This window comes from Pseudomonas sp. BO3-4 (assembly GCF_034044115.1).
GTDB classification, from domain to species: Bacteria; Pseudomonadota; Gammaproteobacteria; order Pseudomonadales; family Pseudomonadaceae; genus Aquipseudomonas; species Aquipseudomonas alloputida.
This window is the reverse complement of record NZ_CP139018.1, coordinates 1,524,002-1,547,569: the sequence shown is the minus strand read 5'-3', so window position 1 is coordinate 1,547,569 and position 23,568 is coordinate 1,524,002. Positions and strand designations below refer to the sequence as shown.

General features: G+C 63.1%; 22 protein-coding genes. 11 read left to right on the top strand and 11 right to left on the bottom strand.

What is annotated here, in order from left to right; translation table 11 throughout:
- The first annotated feature begins 24 nt into the window (after positions 1–24).
- Positions 25–1,479, top strand: coding sequence for a TrkH family potassium uptake protein (locus REH59_RS07200; RefSeq protein WP_004576878.1), 1,455 nt, complete (start codon positions 25–27; stop codon positions 1,477–1,479).
- On the opposite strand, the gene REH59_RS07195 is transcribed toward REH59_RS07200, so the two are convergent.
- Positions 1,436–2,497: an AraC family transcriptional regulator gene (locus REH59_RS07195; RefSeq protein ID WP_010955193.1), complete on the bottom strand. Its 1,062-nt coding sequence runs from the start codon at positions 2,495–2,497 to the stop codon at positions 1,436–1,438. The genes REH59_RS07200 and REH59_RS07195 overlap by 44 nt on opposite strands.
- 153 nt (positions 2,498–2,650) lie before the next feature.
- Here REH59_RS07195 and REH59_RS07190 point away from each other — a divergent pair, with 153 nt between their 5' ends.
- Positions 2,651–2,962, top strand: coding sequence for a DUF962 domain-containing protein (locus REH59_RS07190; protein ID WP_003254563.1), 312 nt, complete (start codon positions 2,651–2,653; stop codon positions 2,960–2,962).
- A 38-nt stretch (positions 2,963–3,000) separates the two neighbouring features.
- On the opposite strand, the gene REH59_RS07185 is transcribed toward REH59_RS07190, so the two are convergent.
- Positions 3,001–3,798, bottom strand: a complete 798-nt coding sequence (locus tag REH59_RS07185; protein WP_003254566.1) for a UDP-2,3-diacylglucosamine diphosphatase — start codon at positions 3,796–3,798, stop codon at positions 3,001–3,003.
- A 127-nt stretch (positions 3,799–3,925) separates the two neighbouring features.
- Here REH59_RS07185 and REH59_RS07180 point away from each other — a divergent pair, with 127 nt between their 5' ends.
- Positions 3,926–4,693: a helix-turn-helix transcriptional regulator gene (locus REH59_RS07180; protein WP_014861214.1), complete on the top strand. Its 768-nt coding sequence runs from the start codon at positions 3,926–3,928 to the stop codon at positions 4,691–4,693.
- Between the two features lie 220 nt (positions 4,694–4,913).
- Complete coding sequence (locus tag REH59_RS07175; RefSeq protein WP_014861215.1) at positions 4,914–5,804, top strand: DMT family transporter; 891 nt, start codon at positions 4,914–4,916, stop codon at positions 5,802–5,804.
- Here REH59_RS07175 and REH59_RS07170 read toward each other — a convergent pair whose 3' ends face one another.
- Positions 5,805–6,086, bottom strand: coding sequence for a SelT/SelW/SelH family protein (locus REH59_RS07170; protein WP_003254571.1), 282 nt, complete (start codon positions 6,084–6,086; stop codon positions 5,805–5,807).
- 67 nt (positions 6,087–6,153) lie between these two features.
- Here REH59_RS07170 and REH59_RS07165 point away from each other — a divergent pair, with 67 nt between their 5' ends.
- Positions 6,154–8,340 carry a patatin-like phospholipase family protein gene (locus REH59_RS07165; RefSeq protein WP_014861216.1) on the top strand — a complete coding sequence of 729 codons (2,187 nt, stop codon included), beginning with the start codon at positions 6,154–6,156 and terminating at the stop codon, positions 8,338–8,340.
- 33 nt (positions 8,341–8,373) lie between these two features.
- Here REH59_RS07165 and REH59_RS07160 read toward each other — a convergent pair whose 3' ends face one another.
- Both REH59_RS07160 and recQ read right to left on the bottom strand, forming a co-directional pair.
- Positions 8,374–8,811 carry a MarR family transcriptional regulator gene (locus tag REH59_RS07160; RefSeq protein ID WP_003254575.1) on the bottom strand — a complete coding sequence of 146 codons (438 nt, stop codon included), beginning with the start codon at positions 8,809–8,811 and terminating at the stop codon, positions 8,374–8,376.
- 151 nt (positions 8,812–8,962) lie between these two features.
- Positions 8,963–11,110 (bottom strand): DNA helicase RecQ, encoded by a 2,148-nt coding sequence (gene recQ, locus REH59_RS07155; RefSeq protein ID WP_128573784.1) that lies wholly within the window; start codon positions 11,108–11,110, stop codon positions 8,963–8,965.
- Positions 11,111–11,353: 243 nt separating this feature from the next.
- On the opposite strand from recQ, the gene REH59_RS07150 reads away from it, so the two are divergent.
- The 3 genes from REH59_RS07150 (at position 11,354) to REH59_RS07140 (ending at position 13,984) form a co-directional block, all read left to right on the top strand.
- Positions 11,354–11,941, top strand: a complete 588-nt coding sequence (locus REH59_RS07150) for a YecA family protein (RefSeq protein WP_003254577.1) — start codon at positions 11,354–11,356, stop codon at positions 11,939–11,941.
- Positions 11,942–11,948: 7 nt separating this feature from the next.
- Positions 11,949–12,314, top strand: a complete 366-nt coding sequence (locus REH59_RS07145) for a YbaN family protein (RefSeq protein WP_014590077.1) — start codon at positions 11,949–11,951, stop codon at positions 12,312–12,314.
- A gap of 311 nt (positions 12,315–12,625) precedes the next feature.
- Positions 12,626–13,984 (top strand): TolC family outer membrane protein, encoded by a 1,359-nt coding sequence (locus REH59_RS07140; RefSeq protein WP_014861219.1) that lies wholly within the window; start codon positions 12,626–12,628, stop codon positions 13,982–13,984.
- 62 nt (positions 13,985–14,046) lie between these two features.
- On the opposite strand, the gene REH59_RS07135 is transcribed toward REH59_RS07140, so the two are convergent.
- From REH59_RS07135 to REH59_RS07125, 3 genes are all read right to left on the bottom strand, one after another.
- Positions 14,047–14,646, bottom strand: a complete 600-nt coding sequence (locus REH59_RS07135) for a tRNA-uridine aminocarboxypropyltransferase (RefSeq protein WP_003254580.1) — start codon at positions 14,644–14,646, stop codon at positions 14,047–14,049.
- A 64-nt stretch (positions 14,647–14,710) separates the two neighbouring features.
- Positions 14,711–16,276, bottom strand: a complete 1,566-nt coding sequence (locus REH59_RS07130) for a methyl-accepting chemotaxis protein (RefSeq protein WP_121783041.1) — start codon at positions 16,274–16,276, stop codon at positions 14,711–14,713.
- A gap of 137 nt (positions 16,277–16,413) precedes the next feature.
- Complete coding sequence (locus REH59_RS07125) at positions 16,414–17,307, bottom strand: LysR family transcriptional regulator (RefSeq protein ID WP_003254585.1); 894 nt, start codon at positions 17,305–17,307, stop codon at positions 16,414–16,416.
- 224 nt (positions 17,308–17,531) lie between these two features.
- Here REH59_RS07125 and speB point away from each other — a divergent pair, with 224 nt between their 5' ends.
- On the top strand, positions 17,532–18,482 hold the full coding sequence (speB, locus tag REH59_RS07120; protein ID WP_003254586.1) for an agmatinase: 951 nt from the start codon (positions 17,532–17,534) through the stop codon (positions 18,480–18,482).
- Between the two features lie 132 nt (positions 18,483–18,614).
- Positions 18,615–19,994: a sodium:solute symporter gene (locus REH59_RS07115; protein WP_012051556.1), complete on the top strand. Its 1,380-nt coding sequence runs from the start codon at positions 18,615–18,617 to the stop codon at positions 19,992–19,994.
- 126 nt (positions 19,995–20,120) lie between these two features.
- Here the strand turns inward: REH59_RS07115 and REH59_RS07110 are convergent, their stop codons facing one another.
- Both REH59_RS07110 and ptrR read right to left on the bottom strand, forming a co-directional pair.
- A complete protein-coding gene (locus tag REH59_RS07110; protein ID WP_009683677.1) occupies positions 20,121–20,249 on the bottom strand; it encodes a PA1414 family protein in 129 nt (42 codons plus the stop codon).
- 124 nt (positions 20,250–20,373) lie between these two features.
- Positions 20,374–21,267, bottom strand: a complete 894-nt coding sequence (ptrR, locus tag REH59_RS07105; RefSeq protein WP_265536615.1) for a putrescine utilization regulator PtrR — start codon at positions 21,265–21,267, stop codon at positions 20,374–20,376.
- A 106-nt stretch (positions 21,268–21,373) separates the two neighbouring features.
- Here ptrR and REH59_RS07100 point away from each other — a divergent pair, with 106 nt between their 5' ends.
- On the top strand, positions 21,374–22,546 hold the full coding sequence (locus tag REH59_RS07100) for an MFS transporter (protein ID WP_014861224.1): 1,173 nt from the start codon (positions 21,374–21,376) through the stop codon (positions 22,544–22,546).
- A gap of 52 nt (positions 22,547–22,598) precedes the next feature.
- Here REH59_RS07100 and REH59_RS07095 read toward each other — a convergent pair whose 3' ends face one another.
- Positions 22,599–23,525: a DMT family transporter gene (locus REH59_RS07095; RefSeq protein ID WP_014755720.1), complete on the bottom strand. Its 927-nt coding sequence runs from the start codon at positions 23,523–23,525 to the stop codon at positions 22,599–22,601.
- Between the last annotated feature and the right edge of the window lie 43 nt (positions 23,526–23,568).

Here is a 23,568-nt window from a genome sequence, read left to right as displayed (position 1 = left end):
CCGTTTCGAGTCTGAGCAGATCACATGGCGTTGCCGACCTTAAGGATCATTGGTTTCATCATCGGCATCTTCCTGATTACCCTGGCCGTCGGCATGGCCGTGCCCATGGCGACCCTGGTGATCTTCGAGCGCACCGGTGACATGCCGTCGTTTCTCTGGTCGAGCCTGATCACCTTCATCGCCGGCCTGGCCCTGGTGGTGCAGGGGCGCCCGGAGCATGTACACCTGCGCCCACGCGACATGTACCTGCTGACCGTCAGCAGCTGGCTGGTGGTGTGCGTATTCGCCGCGCTACCGTTCCTGCTGACCCAGCACATCAGCTACACCGACGCCTTCTTCGAAAGCATGTCAGGCATCACCGCCACTGGCGCTACCGTACTCAGCGGGCTCGATAACATGTCACCGGGCATCCTCATGTGGCGCTCGATGCTGCACTGGCTCGGCGGTATCGGTTTCATCGCCATGGCGGTGGCGATCCTGCCGCTGCTGCGCATCGGCGGCATGCGCCTGTTCCAGACCGAATCGTCCGACCGCTCGGAAAAAGTCATGCCGCGCTCGCACATGGTCGCCAAGTCGATCGTGGCGGTTTACGTCGGTTTCTCCATCCTTGGTGCGTTGGCCTTCTGGTGGGCAGGCATGAGCCCGTTCGATGCGATCAACCACGCCATGTCGGCTATCTCTACGGGTGGGTTCTCCACCTCCGACCAGTCGTTGGCAAAATGGGATATCCCGGCCGTGCACTGGGTGGCGGTGGTGGTGATGATCATGGGCAGCCTGCCGTTCACCCTTTACGTAGCCACCCTGCGCGGCAACCGCAAGGCGCTGATTCGTGACCAGCAGGTACAAGGCTTGCTGGGCATGCTGGTGGTCACCTGGCTGGTACTGGGCACCTGGTACTGGTACAGCACCAACCTGCACTGGCTCGACGCCCTGCGCCATGTGGCGCTGAATGTGACCTCTGTGGTCACCACCACCGGTTTCGCCCTGGGGGACTACAGCCTGTGGGGCAACTTCTCGCTGATGCTGTTCTTCTACCTGGGCTTCGTTGGCGGCTGCTCTGGCTCGACCGCCGGCGGTATCAAGATTTTCCGCTTCCAGGTGGCCTACATCCTGCTGAAGGCCAGCCTCAACCAGCTGATTCACCCGCGCGCGGTGATCAAGCAAAAATACAACGGTCATCGCCTCGATGAAGACATCGTGCGTTCGATCCTGACGTTCTCGTTCTTCTTCGCCATCACCATTTGTGTCTTGGCGCTGCTGCTGTCGCTGCTGGGCGTGGACTGGATGACTGCGCTGACCGGTGCCGCCGGCACGGTTTCGGGTGTAGGCCCAGGCCTGGGTGAAGTGATCGGCCCGTCGGGCAACTACGCCACGCTGCCTGACGCGGCCAAATGGATTCTGGCGGCCGGCATGCTGCTGGGTCGCCTGGAAATCATCACGGTGTTGGTGTTGTGCATGCCGGCGTTCTGGCGTCACTGAGCACTTCGCCTTCCGCGCCCAGGCGGGCGCGGTACTCGCTGGGCGTGGCATCGAACCAGCGGCGGAACGCCCGATAGAAGTTGCTGGGGTCGGCAAAGCCCAGCAGGTAGGCGGTTTCCAGCAAGGTCATGCCCGGCTGGGCCAGGTATTGTTCGGCCAGTTCGCGGCGGGTGTCGTCAAGCAAGGTCTGGAAGCTGGTGCCTTCCTCCTGCAGCCGCCGTTGCAAGGTGCGCTGCGACAGGTGCAGGGCCTGGGCCAGGGTTTCGCGCTTGGGCTCACCCTGCGGCAGGATGCGGCACAACACCTGGCGTACGCGGTGGCTAACCCGGCTTTCGGAGAAGCGTGCCAGGTACTCGCCGGCAAACCGGTCGTGCAGCACCGCCATGGCCTCGTTCGCGGTCGGCAGCGGCGCCTCCATGTCGGCCCGCTCGAACACCAGTGCATCATGTGGGGCGCCGAACACCAGCGGCGAATGGAACGCCACCTTGTAAGGCTCGACATTCTTCGGCTGCGGCCCCTGCACCAGTACCCGCCGCGGCTGGACCGGCCGGCCACTGAGCCATTTGCACAGCGCCAACGCACAGGCCAGCGACGCTTCGGCGCTGTGCCGGGTTGGCGGCAGGTGGTCACCGTGCACGGTCAGAATCAGCGAATAACCCTCGGGACCGAGGACGAAACTGAGGTCGGAGCTTTCGGCGATGATGCGCTGGTAGCGCACCAGGCGCTCGAAGCCCTCGGCCAGGGTGCGGCTGGACATCAACGCATAGCCCACCACATGGAACGACGCCGGGCGGACCACCCGTGCCATGTTCAGGCCGATGGCCTCATTGCCCGACAGCTCCACCGCCAGCTGCCAGAGGCGGGTCATGGAGTCTTGCGGAAAACGTGCATCGGGGTCGTCGAGGGCGGCAAAGTCCAACCCCAATTGCTTGAACATGGCTCTGCAATCCAGCCCTTCCAGTTCAAGTGCCTTCACGATCCCTGATGCCCAACTGGCTGACGTTGTTCTTTCGCTCATGACAGGCTTCTTTTACCAACCGCTCCTGCGGTGAACCCCAAGGATACTCATTTGGCGCCTATTGTCACTGGTAGGCCCCGTCAGTCACTCTAGACTCGAATCAGGCTCCACGCCGTGTATCTTGTCCAGAAGTATTAATCCCGGAGCACTGCCATGAACAGCACAGCGCAGTTTCGCAGTTTTGCCGAGTTCTATCCGTACTATCTGGGGGAGCACAGCAACCCCACCTGCCGCCGCCTGCACTTCGTCGGCACCAGCCTGGTGATAGCGCTGCTGGCCTACACCATTGGCAGTGGCAAATGGTTGCTGCTGCTGGCCGTGCCGGTGTTCGGCTATGGCTTTGCCTGGGTTGGGCACTTTTTTTTCGAGAAGAATCGGCCAGCGACCTTTACCTATCCGCTGTACAGCCTGGCCGGGGATTTCGTGATGTTCCGGGATATCCTGCTGGGCAAGCTCAGGCTGTAAGCGTCCGAGGCCGCTTGGCGGCACTCTGCCCTCGGCCCCTAAGCCGGCTCGCGCAACGCCGCCACGGCCTGCGCTTCGGCCAGCCGATACAGTTCGACGCTGCCGTCCCAATGCTCGATCAGGGCCGTGCACGACTCCACCCAGTCCCCGCAATTGAGGTAGTCCACCTCACCCACCTTGCGGATCTCGGCATGATGGATATGCCCGCACACCACTCCATGAAACCCACGACGGGTGCATTCATGGGCAATGGCATTCTCGAAGTCGCTGATGAAGTTCACCGCGCCTTTCACCTTGTGCTTGAGGTACGCCGACAGCGACCAGTAACCATAGCCATACCGCGCTCGCCAGTGGTTGAGCCAGCGGTTGAGCACCAAGGTGAATTCGTAGGCGCGATCACCCAGAAACGCCAGCCAGCGGTGGTAACGGGTAATCACATCGAACTGATCGCCATGGACCACCAGCAGTCGGCGGCCATCGGCTGTCAGGTGCTCGGCCTCGTCTACCAGCTGAATGTTGCCCAGAATCAACTTTGAGTAGCGGCGCAGGAATTCGTCATGGTTGCCGGTGACGTAGATCACCTCGGTACCGCGCTTGCTCATGGTCAGCAGCCGGCGGATCACGTTGGTGTGAGCTTGCGGCCAATAGATCCCGCCGCGCAGTTTCCAGCCATCGATGATATCGCCCACCAGGTAGACGCGGTCAGCCTGGTAGCCCTTGAGGAATTGCGACAGGTGTTCGGCCTGGCAGTCGCGGGTACCCAGGTGCACGTCGGAGATCCACAGGGTACGCACGCGTTGCTTGCGCGAGGGGCGGGACAGTTCGGCATGGCTCATGGGCAGGCTCCGGCGCAGTTTGCTGGAGACTGGCAGGCGTGCATGACAGCGCCATGGCAAAACAGTGACGAGTGATGGCGTGCAGGGATTGAGGCACAATGGGCGCCTGCCCTGCGAGGAAGCCCCCATGACCGCCGGCCCGATCCTCTCGCTGCGCCATTACCGCGACAGCCTGATCGCCCACAGCCACGAACACCCGCAACTGGTGTTCGGCCTGCGCGGCCGCCTGGAGTTCGAGGTCCAGGGGCATGGCGCCGGCATCGATCGTCAGGGGCTGATCGTGGTCCCGGCGGGTGCTCATCACACGTGCGCCAGCGATGCCGGCAGTGATTGCCTGGTGCTTGATGTGCCAGGGGAACCTTGGCTGCGCGAGCACCTGGGCGAGCATGCCGATGCCAGCCGCCGCCTGCTCGACCGCCCCGCCGCCGTAAGCCTGGATGAGCGCCAGCAGCAACTGGTGGACTGGCTGGCGAGCAGCCCCGTGCACGACCCGCTGATTGCCCGTCAAGGCGCGGCACTGCTGCTGGCCAGCCTCAACGCCACGGCGGCAGCCAGCGTGCACGCCAGCCAGCGCCTGCCCTACAGCGCCTTCGATGCGCATATCGAGCAGCATGCGGCTTACCCGCTGCAGGTAGCTGACCTGGCGCGCATCGCCGGGCTGTCCAGTGCCCGGCTGCATGCGCGCTTTACCACTGAGTGCGGGATGACTCCGATGGACTACATTCGCCAGCGGCGTTTGCTCAAGGCGCGGCGGCTAATCGTGCAGACCGTGCTGCCGATGGGCGAAATTGCGGCGCAGGTGGGGTATAGCTCGCAAAGTGCCTTTTCAGCGGCGATGCTACGGGCGTTCGGGTGTACACCTTTGGCTTTGCGGCGAGAGTCTGGCGATAACTGACAGCAGTCTTGCGACAGAACGTGTTCGCCTGAGGCTTTAGACTTTGCCTTTACCGGCCCTTTCGCGGGTAAACCCGCTCCTACAGGATGCCCCCGCCTGAAGGTTGTGCAAAACCTGTAGGAGCGGGTTTACCCGCAAAAGGGCCGGCACAACCTGTGGGAGCGGGTTTACCCGCGAAAGGGCCGGCACTGCCTGTAGAGATCTTCATCAAGGACCCATCATGAACCACCGCACCGCCCTCGGCGCACTGCACATTGGCGCGCTGTTCTTCGGCCTTACCGGCGTCTTCGGCAAACTGGCCGCCAGCGCCAGCCCGGCGATCATTGTCTTCGGTCGCGCCGCCTTCGCCGTACTCGCCCTGGCCCTGTTCGCCAGCCTGGCCGGCCCGGGCTGGCAACGCCTGAGCCGCCAGGATACGCGCCGCCTGCTGCTCGGTGGTGTGCTGCTGGCCGGCCACTGGGTCAGCTTCTTCATCGCCGTCAAAGTGGGCGGCGTAGCCATCGCCACCCTCGGGTTCGCCAGCTTCCCGGCCTTTACGGTGATCCTCGAAAGCCTGCTGTTCCGCGAGCGTATCCACCGTAACGAAGCCGTCTTGGTCGTGCTGGTCAGCATTGGCCTGATACTGGTCACACCGGCATTCGACCTGGCCAGCGAAGCCACCGGCGGCCTGCTCTGGGCACTGCTCTCGGGCCTGCTGTTCTCGCTGCTGTCACTGACCAACCGGGCCGGCTCCGGACGTTTGCCTGCAGTGCAGGCCGCACTGTGGCAAAACCTGGTGGTGGGCCTGTGCCTGCTACCGTTCGCGGCGCCCGGCCTGGCCGACGTTGCGGCCCTGGACTGGCTATGGATCGCCCTGCTCGGCATTTTCTGCACGGGGGTGGCGCACAGCCTGTTCGTCGCCAGCCTGGCAGTGATCAAGGCGCGCACCGCTGCGGTCGTGTTCGGCATGGAGCCGGTCTACGGCATTGCCGTGGCCTGGGCAGTGTTCGCCGAAACCCCTACCGTGCGCATGCTGCTGGGCGGCGCGCTGATCATCTTCGCCATCGTGCTGTCCAGCCGCCTGGCTGCCGAGCAGCCGCCCAGGCAGCGGCCACTGACCGAGGGCGCCTGATCAGCGGTCGTTGTGACCAAGGTCACGCTGCGGGTCAACCAGGTCGCGCACCCGCTGCTTCAGTGCCTTCGCCTCGGGGAAACCGCCGTCGGCCTTGCGCTCCCAGATCTGCACGCCATTGCAGGTGATGCGGAAGACACCCCCGGTGCCCGGCTCCAGCGCAACCCGGCCTAGGTCGTCGGCAAAGGTGCTGAGCAGTTCCTGAGCCAGCCAGGCCGCACGCAGCAGCCACTGGCACTGGGTGCAATAGGTGATGACGATTTCCGGCTTGTTGTCAGCCATGGTGAAACATCTCCAGGTAAGGGGCCGCTTATACTAGCGGTCTTTAGCCCACGGTTTGAGAGTCACGATGCGCCGTCTGCTGTTCTGTTTTCTGCTCGCACTCACCTCGCTTACGGCAATCGCTGCGGAACCCGCCAGGCCCAAGGTCGGCCTGGTGTTGTCTGGCGGTGCTGCCCGTGGCCTGGCCCACATCGGCGTGCTCAAAGCACTGGAGGAACAGGGTGTGCGCATCGACGCCATCGCCGGCACCAGCATGGGCGCGGTGGTCGGCGGCCTGTACGCCTCGGGCTACAGTGTCGAAGAGCTGGAAAAACTCGCGACCACCCTTGACTGGCAACAGGCGCTCTCCGATGCCCCGCCGCGCAAGGATGTGCCGTTCCGGCGCAAGCAGGATGACCGTGACTTCCTGGTCAAGCAGAAGCTCAGCTTTCGCGACGACGGCAGCATGGGCCTGCCGCTGGGTGTGATTCAGGGCCAGAACTTGTCACTGCTACTGGAAAGCAAACTGGCGCATACCGCCGACACCCGCGACTTCGATAAGCTGCCCATTCCTTTCCGCGCCGTGGCTACCGACATCGCCAGTGGCGAAAAAGTCGTGTTCCGCCGGGGTCACCTGCCCCAGGTAATCCGCGCCAGCATGTCGATCCCCGCCGTGTTCGCCCCGGTCGAACTGGACGGCCGCCTGCTGGTGGACGGCGGGATGGTCGACAACATTCCGGTGGATGTGGCCCGCGAAATGGGCGTGGACCTGGCCATCGTGGTCGACATCGGCACCCCGCTGCGCGATCGCAAGCAATTACTGACGGTGGTCGACGTGCTGAATCAGTCGATCACTTTGATGACCCGACGCAACTCCGAAGAACAACTGGCCAGTCTGCACCGCGACGACATCCTCATCCAGCCATCGCTGACCGCCTTCGGCGTGACTGACTTCGGCCGTGCCCGCGACATGATCGACGCCGGTTACCGCGCCACTCGCCTGCTTGACCCACGCCTGGCCACCCTGCGCCAGCTCGAGGGCGACGCCAGCCTGGCCGTGGCCCGCTCGCCGCGCCAGCGCACGCCGGTAATCACCGCAATCCGGATCGAAAACGACTCCAAGGTCAGCGATGATGTAATCCGCTCGTACATCCGCCAGCCAATCGACGCGCCGCTGGAACTGGGCCGCCTGCAGACCGACATGGGTACGCTGTATGGCCTGGACTACTTCGACAGGGTGCAGTACCGCGTGGTGCACAAGGGCAACGACAATACCCTGGTGATCAACGCCCGGGGCCGACGCGGCGGCACGGACTACCTGCGCCTGGGCCTGAACCTGTCCGATGACCTGCGCGGCGACAGCGCTTTCAACCTGGGCGCCAGCTACCGGGTCAACGGCATCAACAGCCTTGGCGCCGAATGGCTGACCCGCGGCCAGATCGGTGACCAGCAAGCGCTGTACAGCGAGTTCTACCAACCCCTGGATGTGGGCTCACGCTACTTCATCGCGCCGTACCTGGACCTGGGCTCGCAGAACATCGAAGCCACCCTGGACAACGACCCGGTCGCCGAGTATCGCCTGGAACGCTATGGCTTTGGCCTGAACGTAGGCCGGCAGATCGGCAACAGCGGTGAAGTGCGCCTGGGCGTGGGCAAGGACTGGGGCGAAGCCGAGGTGCGCATCGGCGACCAGGACCTGCCCAAAGTCAGTTTCAACGAAGGTTTCTACGAGCTGAAGTACTCGTTCGACACCCTCGATAACGTGTACTTCCCGCACCATGGCGAGGACATCGGCCTGACTTTGCGCAAATACGACAAGTCGCTGGACTCCGACCAGGATTACCGGCAGTGGCTGTTCACCCTGGACAAGGCCATCAGCAGCGGGCCGAACACGTTCGTACTGGGTGGGCGCTACGGGCGCACGCTGGACGACACCGAAGTAGTGACGTCGAGCTTTGTGATGGGCGGGGCGCGAGAGCTGTCAGGCTTCCGCCAGGACTCGGTATCGGGGCAGAACGTGAGCCTGCTGCGCATGGTCTATTACCGCCGGCTGACGCCACGGGCCTATGTGCCGCTGGACTTCCCGCTGTACATCGGCGGCTCGCTGGAGCGAGGGCGGGCGTGGAACAATGACAACGAATTCGACAGTGGGTACATCAATGCGGCGAGCATCTTCCTGGGGCTGGAGACGCCTCTAGGGCCGCTGAACTTCAGCTACGGCGCCAACAGTGCGCATGAGCAGGCGGTGTACCTGAACCTTGGGCACACCTTCTGAGGCTTGCACTGCACCTGCAACGATGGGGGGAGCTCAGGACTTTTCGAGGTTGGCCAGGATCTTGGCATGCACGCGCATGCAGACCTGCAAGTCCGCCTCGTCCACGCCGGTAAACAGCTCTACCCGCAGTTGGTTGGCGATGGTCTCGATCTGATCGATCAACGGCTTGGCCGGCGGGCACAGGACAATCTTCTTCGCCCGCCGATCCTCCAGCACCGCCTGCCGGCGCACCAGCCCTTGCGCTTCCAGGCTGTCGAGCAGACGCGCCAGGGTCGGGCCCTCGACACCTACGCTCTGGGCCAGCTCACGCTGGGTCGGGGCGTCTTCGAAGCGCGCCAGGTGCAGCAACACCAGCCAGCGCGCCTGGGACAGGTTGAGCCCGGCCAAGCGGCGGTCCAGCTCGGCACGCCAACCTCGGGACATCTGGGCCAGTTGCATGCCAAAGCGGTGTTGGTTGTCGTTCAGGGGCATAAGGAACTCATTGGAGTAGATCTAATTATTAGGCAGCTAACCATGCCCTGCCCCACGAGGCAAGGCTCGGCCATGGTTACGCGTTCGATAATCGTCAAAAAGCATGACAAAGGTCAGCAGATGGCGCTTCTGCCTTCGATCCTGCATGCGTTTACAATTCGAATTCCGCCGCCAGCGCTGCGCGCACGCAATAAAGTACGCCCTCCGGCACCCGCGCCCCGAACTGCGGGGCAATGGCCGACACCGGTGGCAGCTCACCCTCGCCATCAAGAAAGGCGTCCTGCACCTCCATCATCAGGTCTTCCGGCAAGTCGATGGCCTGGTCCAGACTCAGCTCCTGGCGGCCCAGCGCCTCGGCCAGCAGGCTATACACATTCTTCTCGCTGCAGTTGAGCTGCCCGGCGATCTGCGCCGGGGTCATGCCGGCACGGGCCAGGCTGACCAGTTCGTGGCGCAGGTCGAGCACCACTTTCGGTGCCTCGTCGGTGCCACCGCTGCTGTTCAGCACTTCGAGGAACGCCTGGCCGTAGCGCTCCAGCTTGCGCGCCCCCACACCGCTGACCTGGGCCATGTCGCTGAGGCTGACCGGCTGGCTGCGCAGCATCTCCAGCAGTGTCGAGTCGGGGAAGATGACGTAGGGTGGCACACTGTGTTCTTCGGCCAGCTTGCGGCGCAGGGTACGCAGCGCTTCCCACAGATCGCGCTCTTCGGCACGCACCAGCTGGCTGGCCGGGCTGCCGCCGCTGGACGACGAGGTTTTGGCCGTGGTCTGCGGTTTGAGATCACGGCGCAGTTGCAAGGTCACCTCGCCGCGCAGCAGCGGCCGACAGCTGTCGGACAAGCGCAGACCGCCGTAGCCTTCCAGGTCGATATCGACCAGGCCGCGCGCCACCAGCTGACGGAACAGTGAACGCCACTCGACCTCGGCCAAGCCTTTGCCAACGCCGAATACCGACAGCTTCTCGTGGCCGAAATTGCGCACCTTCTCGGTGTCCTTGCCCAACAGCACATCGACCAGGTGGCCAACACCATAGCGCTGGCCGGTGCGGAACACCGCCGACAGCGCCTGGCGGGCCGGCTCGGTGGCGTCCCAGGTCTGGATGTTGTCGACACAGTTGTCGCAGTGCCCGCACGGTTGTTCGAGGGTTTCGTCGAAGTAGGCCAGCAGCGACTGGCGGCGGCAGCGCGTTTCTTCGCACAGCGCCAGCATGGCGTCCAGCTTGTGCTGCTCGATGCGCTTGTGGCGCTCGTCGCCTTCAGAGTTCTGCAGCATCTGCTTGAGCATCACCATGTCCTGCAGCCCGTAGGCCATCCAGGCATCGGAGGGCAGGCCGTCACGGCCGGCCCGGCCGGTTTCCTGGTAGTAGGCCTCAAGCGATTTGGGCAGGTCGAGGTGAGCAACGAAGCGCACGTTGGGCTTGTCGATACCCATGCCGAAAGCAATGGTAGCGACCATGATCAGCCCTTCCTCGTTGAGAAAGCGGTGCTGGTTGGCCGCACGTGTCTCGGCGGCCAGGCCGGCGTGATACGGCAGCGCAGGGAACCCCTGACTGCAGAGGAAGGCGGCGGTTTCGTCGACCTTCTTGCGCGACAGACAGTAGACGATGCCAGCGTTGCCACGACGCAAGCCGAGAAAGGCCATCAACTGCTTGCGCGGTGCCTCCTTGGGCACGATGCGGTAGAAGATGTTGGGCCGGTCGAAACTCGACAGGAAGCGCTCGGCGCCCTGCAGGTGCAGGCGCTGAACGATCTCCTCGCGGGTTCGCATGTCGGCCGTAGCGGTAAGCGCAATGCGCGGCACATGCGGAAACAGTTCGGCCAGCTGACCCAGCTGCAGGTACTCGGGGCGGAAATCGTGACCCCATTGCGAAACGCAGTGGGCCTCGTCAATGGCGAACAGCGAGATGTCCAGATCGCGCAGGAAGTCGAGCATGCGCGGCTGCACCAGGCGTTCCGGCGCCAGGTACAGCATCTTGACTTCACCACGGCGCAGGCGCCCGGCCAGTTCACGCTGCTGCTCCGCCGTCAGGGTAGAGTTCAGGGCGGCCGCAGACACACCCAGCTCGTCAAGGGTGGCGACCTGGTCGTCCATCAGCGCGATCAGTGGCGATACCACCACCGTCAAGCCCGGGCGCAGCAGCCCCGGCACCTGGAAACACAGCGATTTGCCGCCACCGGTGGGCATCAGTACCAAGGCATCGCCGCCATTGGCCACGCATTCGATGATCGCTGCCTGGCGCCCACGGAAACTGTCGTAGCCGAAGATGTCCTTGAGAACGCGCTGAGCCTGTTCGAGCATGTGCAACTCCAAATCGCCGTACCATCCTGGATAAAGGCTGGACGAAAAACCCGCCCCGCACACGCCAAATGCGTAAGCGGTTTTTGCCAGGCAGCCGTTAAAACCTGCCCCTGGATGAAAAATCGCGGAGTATACCGCAGCACCGCGCTGCACATGCACCGCGGCGATAGACGTTCCCTTTGCCCCGCTGCCGCTGCAAGGTGCTAGAATTCGTTATCGTTTATTCCCCAAGGTAGCCCTGTAATGTCCTTCGCCGAGCAACTGACCCGCCTGCAAGCCTTCCTCGACGCCGACGAGCTGCACGAAGAAGCGCTGGACTATGTCGCCGCACACGGCTACCTCACCGCTCTTTCGATCAACGCCGAGGACGTGCCCGAGCGCGAGTGGATCGACGCCCTGTTCGCCGAGGAGCCGCACTACGCCAGCGAAGCCCAGCGCACCGAGATCGAGGCCACCCTGGTGGCGCTCAAGGCGCACATTGCCCGCCAGCTGGCCAGCGACGAAGAATTCGACCTGCCCTGCGAGCTCGACCTGACCGATGAGCCGGACGATTCCGACCTGCGCGGCTGGTGCATCGGCTTCATGGAAGGCGTGTTCCTGCGGGAAGAGGCGTGGTTCGAAAACGCCGAGGAAGAAGTCAGCGAAATGCTGCTGCCGATCATGGTGGGTTCGGGGTTGTTTGACGAACAGCCAGAGTTCGCCGATATCGCCAGCAACGCCAACCTGCAGGATGACATGATCGTGCAGATCCCCGAGGCACTGAGCGCACTGTTCCTGCTGCTGCACGCCCCTGACGAAAAACCGGCGCTGCTCAAGCCACGCCACCACTGAGCAACCTGTGCGCTACCTGCTGCTGGCCACTGGCTGGCTCAGCGTCGCGCTGGGGGTGCTGGGGATATTCCTGCCGGTCTTGCCCACCACCCCATTCCTGCTTTTGGCGGCGGCCTGCTTTGCCCGCAGCTCGCCGCGCTTTCACCACTGGCTGGTCCATCATCCCAAGCTGGGACCATGGATCCGTGACTACCTCAGTGGTGAAGGCATCCCCCTCAAGGGCAAGGTCTACGCCATCGGCCTGATGTGGGCCAGCATTGGCCTGTCGTGCTATCTGGTGCCGCTATTCTGGGCGCGCACCTTCATGTTGACCAGTGCCGTATTGGTCACCTTGTACATTCTCAGCCTGAAAACCCTGCACAAGCCAAGGTGACAATATTTTGTCGCCAAATATCGCTTTCGCCTAATCGATACCCTCTTTATCCGAATTAGTTCTGGAACTGCGTATAGACCTTGTATCCATTGGTTTTCAAGGCATTCTTCCCGTTCATTCCGTGCCCTTGAATGCACACTTATTAGACAATAAAGATCTTATATGGCAATTTGATATGAATAAATCTTCTTATCTATCGCGTTGAATGTACTTAGCTGTGTTGTTAAAAACCTGCAACACTATACGCGATACGTTTATCGTCATTTTTTTGGCGAACAGCAGGATCAATTCCAGGATCAGGGAGATGTACCATGCGCGTTTTGAACCCCATCACCAGTGCTTTACTGTTGGCCCTGGCGAGTGCCAACGTACAGGCGATGTCGATTACCGAGGCTGTCCAAAGCGCCGTGGACTACCACCCACAAGTCAGCTCCAACCGTAACAGCAAGCTGTCGGCCGATGAAGACGTGAAGTTCGCGCGTGGTGGCTACTACCCTTCCGTGGACCTGGTTGCCGGTTACGGCCGCCAGCGCTCGGACAACACCACGACCCGTGCCGAGGGTAACCACAACAAGGAAACCCTCAACTACACCCAGTCCGAACTGCGCCTGCGGCAGATGATCTTCGACGGCTTCAACACCGCGAATGAAGTAGGCCGCACCGAGGCGGTCTCTACCTCGCGCGCCTATTACACCCAGGCCGTTGCCCAGGATGTCGCCCTGCGTGCAGTCGAGGTCTACCTGGAAGTGCTCAAACGCCGTGAACTGGTGACGCTGGCCAAGAACAACCTGCAAGCTCACCTGCGCGTCAACGACCAGATTGGCCTGCGCAACGAGCGCGGCGTCGGCAGCACCGCCGACCTCGACCAGTCCCGCGCACGTCGCGCCCTGGCGGAAAACAACCTGGACACCGCCGAAGTCGACCTGGCCGATGCCGAGGCCAATTTCTTCAGCGTGATCGGTCGCGCCCCGGACGAGCTGGAAAGCCCGCAGAGCATCAAGGGCGAGGTGCCAGGCACCCTCGACGAAGCCCGCGACGGCATGCGCCAGAATAACCCGTACATCAAGTCTGCCCAGGCTGACGTCAACGCCGCCGAGCAGCAGTACGAAGTGGGCAAGTCGACCTTCTACCCGCGCTTCGACGCCATTCTGGCAACCGGTGCCAACAACAACACCGGCGGCGAGAAAGGCCACAACAACAACGACTGGCAAGCTGGCGTGGAGATGAACTACAACCTGTTCCGCGGTGGCAGCGACAAGGCTCGCCTGCAGTCCGACGCGCACAAGATCAACCAGGCACTGGACATTCGCAACAACGCCCTGCGTGAGTTGACCGAGAACCTGAGCCTGGCGTGGAACGCCATGAACAACGCCAGCAAGCAGCTGCCGACCGCGCGTGAATACGCCGAGACCACCAAACGTGTGCGCGCGGCCTACCAGGACCAGTTCGGCCTGGGCCAGCGCACCCTGCTGGACGTCCTCGACAGTGAGAACGAGCTGTACAACGCAGACCGCCGCTACACCGAGGTGCGTTATACCGAAGAGTTCTCGCGCTACCGCGTACTGGCGACCATGGGTGAATTGCTGAGCAAACAGCATATTTCGTTGCCACCAGAGGCGCTGGCGACCACCGAAGTCCGCACCGAGGCGCGTCTGCCTGAGATGCGTTGAGCGGGTTTTAGGTAGCGGGGCTGCTTTGTGCTGCGAATGGGCTGCAAAGCAGCCCCCAACCCTCATTCGCGGCCATGATTACGCTGAAAAGTCTCTACGCCCATGGCCCTGATCTGCCCCTCGATCAACGCCTCGAACGGCGCCAGCAGTGCATCGAAGCAGGCCGGTTGCTCCAGCGTGTTCAATGCCCCGACCACCGCCTCGATCGTCGACAATGCACCCGCCTCCGGCGCTTTGCGCAACCGATAGCGTGAAGCGGCCACCTGCCCCAGCGTCACCCGTGGCAGCCCCCCCAGCAACGGGTTCAGGTACAGCAGCTTGCGCGCCTTGCGCCAGGTACCGTCGGGTACGATGAGCAGCAAAGGTTTGTCGCCCGCCTCGCCATAAGCTGTGAGCACCTGGGCGTCATCACCCGGGAACAGCAGCACCGGGTGGTATCCGGGGGTGGCGAGCAGGTCATGCAGGTCATCGAACACCTCTCCAATCCGCAACTCGGCATTGTTCAGGCCAAGGGCAGCCAGGCGCGCGGTGTTCAGGGCATGGGCAGTTTCACTGGGGTGCTGCAGCAGGATCACACGGGTGCGGCTGTCGAGCGCGGGGATCAGTGGGCATAGGCAATGGTCGAGCGGGCGCTGGCAGCGCTCGCAGCGGGGTCTGGGCATGGCGGTCTCCTTGGCGGGGACAGTTTGCCACATAACCGGGGCCCGCTTTGCGGGCCCCGCGATTTCAGCGGTTGAACCTTTCAGCCAGGCTATGCAGGTACTCCGCCATGCGCTCGAGGTCCTGGCTGATTTCCGCGCCTTGCCTGGCTTGCCCGGCACTCTGGTCGCACAGCTGGGCAATTCTCACGATCTGCTGGTTGATGTCTTCAGCCACATGGCTCTGTTGCTCCGATGCCGTGGCCATCTGCTGGCTCATGCCAGTGATGCGGCTGACCGCCAGGGCAATCCCGCTCAGTGCCGCCTGCACCGCCTCGACACTGTGCACACTGTCCCGGGAAATCTGCTCGCCCCGGCTGGCAGTGCTCACCGCTCGCTCCGCCCCGGCCCTCAACGAGGCAATGATATGGTGGATCTCTTCGGTCGACGCGCGGGTACGCTGCGCCAATGACCGCACCTCATCAGCCACCACGGCGAACCCCCGCCCTTGCTCACCGGCGCGCGCCGCTTCAATGGCGGCGTTAAGCGCCAGCAGGTTGGTCTGCTCGGCAATCGAAGTGATCACGTCGACCACGCTGCCAATCGACTGGGTCTGCTCGGCCAAGGCGTTGACCGCCTGACCAATGTCATTGACCGCGTCGCTCATGCTGCCCATGGCTTGCAGGCTCTTCAGGGCCAGCTCGCTGCCCTGCTGCGCCAGTTGGTCGGCATCACCTGCCGCGTGTGCCGTGCTCTGCACGTTGTGGGTGACCTGCTGGATGGTTGCCGCCATCTGCGCGATCGCCGTGGCGGACTGGTCAGTCTCGCTGCGCTGCCGGTCGAGCATCTGCGCCTGGGCATCGGACAAGTCGGAAGATTGCGCCGCCCGCGACTTTACCCCGACCCCGGCATCCACCAGGCGGGTCAGGGCCGTTTGCAGGCGGGCTTCTTCGCTGATGATGGCCAGGTCGAGCTGGCCCTTCAGGCCTGGGTTGTCGCTGTAGGTCAGCGCCACCAACGGACTGGTAAAGGCCTTGGGATGCTCAGCCAACGTGCGGCGAATGGCCTGGTTCTGCCGGTGCTCGACCCAGTACCAAGCCAGCAGCAGACTTGCCATCAGCACCGCGAGCGCCGCATAGGGGGGCAGCCAAAGGTAACCCGCCGCCGACAGCAGGCCTGCGCCGATCAGTGGCCAGCCATGGCCCAGGCCGTGCCCCAGGCGAGCAGCCCACGGCACTGGGCCGCGACCATCACGCAAACGCGCATACAGTGCCTCGGCACGGCGGATCTGCTCGCGCGTGGGCACCGAGCGCACCGACTCGTAGCCACTGATCCGGCCTTGTTCGTATATCGCCGTGACATAGGCGCTTACCCAATAGTAATCGCCGTTCTTCGCCCGGTTCTTGACGATGCCCATCCAAGGTTTGCCCTGCTTGATGGTCTCCCACATGTGGCCAAACACCGCAGGCGGCATGTCCGGGTGGCGCACCAGGTTGTGCGGTTGGCCGACCAGCTCGTCATAGGTAAAGCCGCTGATTGCCACAAAGGCGTCGTTGCAGTAGGTGATTCGGCTGCCGAGGTCAGTCGTGGAAATAAGGCGTTGATCGCCGGGGAAGGTTCTTTCGTGCTCAGTGACGGGCAAATTCATGCGCATCTTGGGCGATCCTTGCAGGATGAAATAAGGGGAAATCATCAGCGCAAGTTGATATGTAGCAGAGCGCTATCAGGTTAGCGGCCAGCGTTTAGCGGAATTTAACCCGCTCCCGACGGAATGCATGAATGCGTCGCATCTCAGCCCACGTTGAGCTGGCTTTTCAGCAGGTCACGGAAGGTCTGGATCAGCGGTTCGCGGCTGCGCCCGCGGCGAATGATCAGCGAGAACGGGGCCTGGTAACCAAAGGTCGACGGCGACAGTACACGCAAGTCACCTTTGTCGACCCAGGCCTGGGCGTAGTGTTCAGGCAAGTAGCCGATATAGGCCCCGGAAAGGATCAGGATCAGCTGCGCCTCCATGCTTTCAACCGTCGCCGCACTGTGCTTGAAGCCATGCCGGGCCAGTTCGGCCTGGCTCCAATAACCACGGCCGACCATGCGCTGCTGGGTCACCACCTGCTCGGGAATGCGCCGCTCGGCATACAACGGGTGGCGGCTGCTGCAGTACAGCCAGTGCTGTTCGCGGTACAACGGCTGGTAGAGCAGGCCGCTCATCCGCGAAGAAAACGCACCGATGGCCAGGTCCAGGCGGTTGTCCTGCACACCTAATTGCAGCTCGTAGGGGCTGGACACCGACAGGTGCAGGTGCACCGCCGGGTGCTCCTGGCTGTAGGCACCGATGGCTTCGGCCAGCGGCAAGGCGCGGTCACCGACCGTGGAGTCGATCACGCCAAGGTTGAGGGTGCCACGCAGTTCGCCCTTGAGGGCGGCGGCATACTGCTCGAAACCGTCCAGCTCGGCCAGCAGGCGCAGGGTTTCCTGATGGAACAGCTCGCCCTTGCTGGTCAGGCTGAAGCCACCCCGACCCCGGTGGCACAGCACGATACCCAAGGCGCCCTCCAGCTGGCTCATGTAGGTACTGATGGCCGAGGTCGACAGGTTCAGCTCGCGCTGGGCGTTGGCAAAGCCCTGGTGGCGCACCACGCTGATGAAGATGCGCAGCAGTTTCAGGTCGGGCAAGGTCGAGGCCATGGTGCAACGGTTCCACAAGGGTATGTGCGCGCAGTCTAACTGCTCTACCCGCCTTTAGTTCAGAAAATCCTGAACTAAGTATTTGTCGGTAGCGATTCTTCCCCGGTACTCCCTTGAGCAGACTTGGCCGAAATGTCCCTGCCCGCCGGCAAACCAAACGTGAATGGCGCGCGGCGGCACAGGTTCGAACAAACACAACAATCGACCGACTGATGAGGCCCACCGTGGACAAGACTCTCCACCAACCACTGGGCGGCAACGAAATGCCGCGTTTCGGCGGCATCGCCACCATGCTCCGCCTCCCCCACCTGCAAAGCGCCGAAGGCCTGGATGCTGCCTTCATTGGCGTACCGCTGGATATCGGTACCTCGCTACGCTCCGGCACCCGCTTCGGCCCGCGGCAGATCCGCGCCGAATCGGTGATGATCCGCCCGTACAACATGGCGACCGGTGCCGCCCCGTTCGACTCGCTGTCGGTCGCCGATATCGGCGATGTGGCAATCAACACCTTCAATCTGCTGGACGCCGTGCGCATCATCGAAGAAGCGTATGACGAGATCGTCGAGCACAACGTCATCCCCATGACCCTGGGGGGCGATCACACCATCACCCTGCCGATCCTGCGTGCGCTGCACAAGAAACACGGCAAGATCGGCCTGGTACACATCGATGCCCACGCCGACGTCAACGACCACATGTTCGGCGAGAAGATCGCCCACGGCACCACCTTCCGCCGTGCCGTGGAAGAAGGCCTGCTCGACTGTGACCGCGTGGTGCAGATCGGCCTGCGCGCCCAGGGCTACACCGCCGATGACTTCAACTGGAGCCGTCGCCAGGGCTTCCGCGTGGTCCAGGCCGAAGAGTGCTGGCACAAGTCACTGGAGCCACTGATGGCCGAAGTGCGGGAAAAAGTCGGCGGTGGCCCGGTTTACCTGTCTTTCGACATCGATGGCATCGACCCGGCCTGGGCGCCCGGTACCGGAACCCCGGAGATCGGCGGCTTGACCACCATCCAGGCGATGGAGATCATTCGCGGCTGCCACGGCCTGGACCTGATCGGCTGTGACCTTGTCGAAGTCTCCCCGCCTTACGACACCACCGGCAACACCTCGCTGCTCGGTGCCAACCTGCTGTTCGAGATGCTCTGCGTGCTACCGGGCGTGGTGCGTCGCTAATACCGCTCTACCCCGGCAGGAGCCATGAGGGAGGGCCACTGAGGCCCGCCAACACAAGAAAAGACCGCCGGGCGCCGTGCAAACGCCCGCGCGGTCGATCTCGCCATAATAAAGATAATCGGGAGACCCCCAATGGCCTTGGACATCATTGTTGTAATGATCTACACCGCCGGCATGCTCGGGCTTGGCTGGTATGGCATGCGCCGCGCAAAAACCCATGAAGACTACCTGGTAGCCGGGCGCAACCTCGGCCCGGTGCTGTACATGGGCACCATGGCCACCACCGTACTCGGTGGCGCTTCCACGGTCGGCACCGTACGCCTGGGCTACGTCCACGGCATTTCCGGCTTCTGGCTGTGCGCAGCCCTGGGCCTGGGCATCATCGCCATCAACCTGTTCCTCGCCAAACCGCTGCTGCGCCTGCGCATCTTCACCGTGACCCAGGTACTGGAACAGCGCTACAACCCGACCGCACGCCAGGCCAGCGCCGTCATCATGCTGGCTTACGCGCTGATGATCGGGGTCACCTCGACCCTGGCCATGGCCACCGTCCTCCAGGTGCTGCTGGACCTGCCGTTCTGGGCTTCGCTGATGCTCGGCGGCGGCGTGGTAGTGCTGTACTCGACCATCGGCGGCATGTGGTCGCTGACCCTGACCGATATCGTCCAGTTCGTGATCAAGACCGTCGGCCTGATGTTCATCCTGCTGCCAGTGTGCCTGTACAAGGCCGGTGGTTGGGACACCCTGGTGGCCAAACTGCCAGCGGCCAGCTTCCAGCTGACTACCATTGGCTGGGACACCATCATCACTTACTTCCTGATCTACTTCTTCGGCATCCTCATCGGCCAGGACATCTGGCAGCGAGTGTTCACCGCCCGTGACGAAAAGGTCTGTCAGCGAGCCGGCACCACCGCCGGTGTGTATTGCGTGCTGTATGGCCTGGCCTGTGCGGCGATCGGCATGGCTGCGCATGTGCTGATGCCCGACCTGGCCAACCCGAACAACGCCTTTGCCGAGATGATCAAGACCACCCTGCCCGATGGCATCCGTGGCCTGCTGATGGCCGCGGCCCTGGCGGCCATGATGTCCACCGCCAGCGCCGGTCTGCTGGCTGCCTCGACCACCGTGACCGAAGACCTGCTGCCCAAGCTGCGTGGCGGCAAGCAGTCGAGCCTGGGTACCAGCCGCCTGTTCACCCTGCTCACCGGCCTGGTGGTGCTGGGCATCGCGCTGATGGTGAATGATGTGATCAACGCCCTGACCCTGGCTTACAACCTGCTGGTCGGCGGCATGCTGATCCCGCTGATCGGGGCGATCTTCTGGAAACGTGCGACCACCGCAGGCGCGATTGCCAGCATGTCGCTGGGCTTTGCCACCGCCCTGCTGTTCATGTTCCTGGACGGGCTGGAGGCTAATACGCCGATCTACTACAGCCTGGCAGTAGGGCTGGTGAGCTTTGTGGGCGTGAGCCTGGTGTCGCGCAAGTCGGTGGCGGCGGTGAAGCTGGCCTGACTGCTGTACCGGCCCTTTCGTTTGTAGCAGGCTTGCACGCGCGAAAGGGCCAGTACACGCAATAGACAATCAGCAGACACAAAAAGGCCGCTGCACCCACCTGGGTGAAGCGGCCTTTGTCGTTAATCAGCGCCGACGCGGTTGACGTTTGCGCTGCTCTTCATCAGTCGGGATCGGCACCGGCTGCAAGGGTGGTGGAATCAGCCCCAAGGCGACGGCCAGGTCGTGGAGCCAGTTTGACAGTGGTTTATTCATAATGCCCCCTTGACGGGTCAGCCTCACGGCAAATCAATCCTGCAATGTTTCATACAGATCATAGCCCTATGTCCTGTATTACGCATGCCTCTGTTCCTACAGATAAGGGCGATTTTGACTCGGATCAAGCCGTGGCGGCGCATTCCGACGACTGGTTAATCGTTTCGCTTTGTTGCAGGTCGATCCATGCCTGCAGATTAGCCCCGCGCATACCCTGGCGCCACATCAGCCAGGTGACCGCCTGATCGAAAGGTGCCTGCAGCGGGTGCACCCTCACCCGATCACGTCCAGGCAGGCTGTCGAGCATCGACTGGGCCATCATCGCCACACCCGCACCCGCGATCACACAGGCCAGCATGCTCTGGTACGACTCGATCTCCATCACCCGCCCCATCGGCGTATGGGCATGGGCATACCAGGCCTCCAGGCGCATGCGGTACGAGCAGCCCTGGCGGAAGGTGAACACCGCCTTGCCCGCCACGTCCTTGGCGGTGAGGACCGCCGGGTGCTCGGGGCTGGTGATCAGTACCAGTTGCTCATCGCACAGCGGCACGCCATCCAACCCGGCAAGGCTCGGTGGCCCGTCCACAAGAGCAGCATCCAGGGAGTGGTTCAACAGCCCTTCAAGCAACTCGCCGCTGGGTGCTGCACGCACTTGCAGGTTCACCTGCGGGTAAGCCTGGTGATAGCGCGCCAGCAACGTCGGCAAGTGGGTCGCCGCCGTGCTGTACATGGTCCCCAGCACGAAGTCCCCAGCCGGCTGACCGCCACGCACGGCGCCCAGCGCTTCGTCGCGCAAGGCGGACATACGGTTGGCATAGTCCAGCAGCACCTTGCCTGCTGGCGACAGTTGCAGGCGCTGACGTTCGCGCAGGAACAGTTCGACGCCCAGTTGCTCCTCGAGTTGGCGCAGGCGCGTGGAGAGGTTTGATGGCACCCGGTGCAGGCGCTCTGCGGCGCGGGTAACCGAGCCTTCCTCGGCCACGGCCTGAAAGATACGCAGTTGGCTGAATTCCACGGCATTCTCCAAAACAGAACAACTTGATCATCATTATTCAATTTTATTGAAAATAAAAGCACCCTAACCTGCCAGCCATCACTTACATCCGCGCAGGAGACCTGTCATGTCGCCACTCATTCAACTGCTCGCCAGCGCCGTGGCGCTGATGATGGCCATGGGCATCGGTCGTTTCGCCCTCACCCCGCAACTGCCACAACTGATTGCCGAAGGCCAGTTCGACCTGACAGTCGCCGGGCTGGTCGCGGCGGCCAATTACCTGGGCTATTTCGTGGGTGCGGTGGACGCCATGTTCGCCCGCTCGCCAGGCCAGGTACGGCTGCGCCTGCACGGGGGGCTGTGGCTGTGTGTGCTGCTGACCCTGGCCTCCTGGGCTGCCAACGGCTTTTGGGGCCACCTGCTGCTGCGCTTCGGCACAGGCGTAGCCAGCGCCTGGGTGCTGGTGATGATCACCAGCCTCAGCCAGCAAGTAGCCACTGCCCACAACCGCCAGCGCCTGGGAGCGCTGGTTTTCGCCGGACCCGGCCTGGGTATTGCCGTGACCGGGCTACTGGCACTGGCCGCGCATGTGCAGGGGTTGGGCTCGGCTGCACTGTGGCTGATCTATGCCGTGGCTGCCTTGGTGATGCTGCTGGCCGTGCGGCCGTGGTTGCCACGGGCACTGCAAGCGGCACCGGCTCAGCCGCCAGTGCGACAAGGCCCGACGCGCAGTGTCGGCACTGGCCGCCTGGGGTTGGTGTATGGCTTGTATGGCATGGGCTACATCCTGCCAGCCACCTTTCTGTCACAGATGGCCAATCAGCAGTTTCGCGGGCAGTGGCTGGCTGACCTGTTCTGGCCGGCGTTTGGCCTGGCGGCGGCGCTGGGTGTTTTGCTGGTGAGCGTGCGCCGTGGTGGCCGCACCTCGACCTGGTTGACCACCACCCTGTGGTTGCAAGGGCTGGGTGTGCTGGCCTGCCTGATGGGTGGGGGTATCGGGCTGGTGCTGGGTGTTGCGCTGTGTGGCGGGCCGTTCCTGGCCTGCATGCAACTGGTCATGCAGCGCTCGCGCGAGTTGGCGCCACAGGCCACACAGCGCAATGCCGGGCTGCTGACCGCGTGCTTTGCCTTGGGGCAGTTGAGTGGGCCGCTGCTGGCGGCGCTCAGCAGCCATTACAGTGGCGGGCTGCAACCGGCATTGATGCTGGCGGCGGGCGGGTTGGCGGTGGCGGGCGTACTGGTCCAGTTGCCGGGTAACGCACAGCAGGGAAGCGCCTGTCAGGCCAAGGCTGCATCCTGAGTCGATGTAGCCTGTTCCGGCCGCCCGCGAAGGGGCCGGTACAGGCTATCCATCACCCTACCAACCGCCGCAATTGTTGTTTCACCCAAGGCTCGGCACTGACCAGGATCACACCCAACAACACCATCAACGCCCCCACCACGAAATTCGCACTGAGCGGCTCATCCAGCAGCAAAACGCCAAAGGTCACCCCAAACAACGGAGTAATGAAGGAAAACACCGCGAGGTTCGACGCCAGGTATTTGCGCAGCAACCAGAACCAGGTGAGGTAGCTGATAAACGACACCACAATCCCCTGGAACAATACACTGCCCATCGCCAGCGGCGTCAGCGACACCGCGCCGATCTGCCCGCTGAGCAGGGCGATCAGCAGCAGCCCGGCAAAACCGACCGCCAGCTGATAGAACAGGGTCAAGGTCGCCGGCGCCTCCGATAGCCGTGAACAACGCACCACCACCGTGGTCGCGCCCCAGGCCAGCCCGGCGATCACGCCAAAGGCATCTCCCAGCAAGGTGCGGCTGTCCATGTGCTCGAACGAAGTGCCACCGGCAAAGGCCATGGCAATGCCGCCGAAGGCCAGCAGAATGCCCAGCCACTGCAGCAGCCGCAAGCGTTCACTGGGTAGACGAAAATGCAGGCCCAAGGCGGTAAATACCGGCGCGGTATAGAGGAACACCGACATGTGCGCCGCCGAGGTCAGTTTCAGCCCTTCGGCAATGAACAGAAACTCCACCCCGAACAGCCCGCCCGCCACCAACCCTGCGCGCCAGGTGCTGCCGACCTGCTCCCAGCCACCCCGCCAGCACAGCATCAGGCCTACCAGCACAGCGGCAATGCCATTGCGCAGTGCTGCCTGCATCACCGGGGCGATGTCGACGGCGGCGGTCTTGATCAGTACCTGCTGGCAGCCCCAGATCAGGCAAAGGCCCAGCATTACCTGGAAGGCAAAGGCGTCAGGGTTCTTGCGGACCGCGCTCATAAGCGGGCCTCTGGGGTGATCGTAGGCATGGGCAAGGCTCGGC

Bases quoted from the DNA above. Each gene is read 5' to 3' on its own strand.
- REH59_RS07200 (WP_004576878.1), top strand. From the start codon at position 25: ATGGCGTTGCCGACCTTAAGGATCATTGGTTTCATCATCGGCATCTTC.
- REH59_RS07195 (WP_010955193.1), bottom strand. From the start codon at position 2,497: ATGAGCGAAAGAACAACGTCAGCCAGTTGGGCATCAGGGATCGTGAAG.
- REH59_RS07190 (WP_003254563.1), top strand. From the start codon at position 2,651: ATGAACAGCACAGCGCAGTTTCGCAGTTTTGCCGAGTTCTATCCGTAC.
- REH59_RS07185 (WP_003254566.1), bottom strand. From the start codon at position 3,798: ATGAGCCATGCCGAACTGTCCCGCCCCTCGCGCAAGCAACGCGTGCGT.
- REH59_RS07180 (WP_014861214.1), top strand. From the start codon at position 3,926: ATGACCGCCGGCCCGATCCTCTCGCTGCGCCATTACCGCGACAGCCTG.
- REH59_RS07175 (WP_014861215.1), top strand. From the start codon at position 4,914: ATGAACCACCGCACCGCCCTCGGCGCACTGCACATTGGCGCGCTGTTC.
- REH59_RS07170 (WP_003254571.1), bottom strand. From the start codon at position 6,086: ATGGCTGACAACAAGCCGGAAATCGTCATCACCTATTGCACCCAGTGC.
- REH59_RS07165 (WP_014861216.1), top strand. From the start codon at position 6,154: ATGCGCCGTCTGCTGTTCTGTTTTCTGCTCGCACTCACCTCGCTTACG.
- REH59_RS07160 (WP_003254575.1), bottom strand. From the start codon at position 8,811: ATGCCCCTGAACGACAACCAACACCGCTTTGGCATGCAACTGGCCCAG.
- recQ (WP_128573784.1), bottom strand. From the start codon at position 11,110: ATGCTCGAACAGGCTCAGCGCGTTCTCAAGGACATCTTCGGCTACGAC.
- REH59_RS07150 (WP_003254577.1), top strand. From the start codon at position 11,354: ATGTCCTTCGCCGAGCAACTGACCCGCCTGCAAGCCTTCCTCGACGCC.
- REH59_RS07140 (WP_014861219.1), top strand. From the start codon at position 12,626: ATGCGCGTTTTGAACCCCATCACCAGTGCTTTACTGTTGGCCCTGGCG.
- REH59_RS07135 (WP_003254580.1), bottom strand. From the start codon at position 14,646: ATGCCCAGACCCCGCTGCGAGCGCTGCCAGCGCCCGCTCGACCATTGC.
- REH59_RS07130 (WP_121783041.1), bottom strand. From the start codon at position 16,276: ATGCGCATGAATTTGCCCGTCACTGAGCACGAAAGAACCTTCCCCGGC.
- REH59_RS07125 (WP_003254585.1), bottom strand. From the start codon at position 17,307: ATGGCCTCGACCTTGCCCGACCTGAAACTGCTGCGCATCTTCATCAGC.
- REH59_RS07115 (WP_012051556.1), top strand. From the start codon at position 18,615: ATGGCCTTGGACATCATTGTTGTAATGATCTACACCGCCGGCATGCTC.
- REH59_RS07110 (WP_009683677.1), bottom strand. From the start codon at position 20,249: ATGAATAAACCACTGTCAAACTGGCTCCACGACCTGGCCGTCGCCTTG.
- REH59_RS07100 (WP_014861224.1), top strand. From the start codon at position 21,374: ATGTCGCCACTCATTCAACTGCTCGCCAGCGCCGTGGCGCTGATGATG.
- REH59_RS07095 (WP_014755720.1), bottom strand. From the start codon at position 23,525: ATGAGCGCGGTCCGCAAGAACCCTGACGCCTTTGCCTTCCAGGTAATG.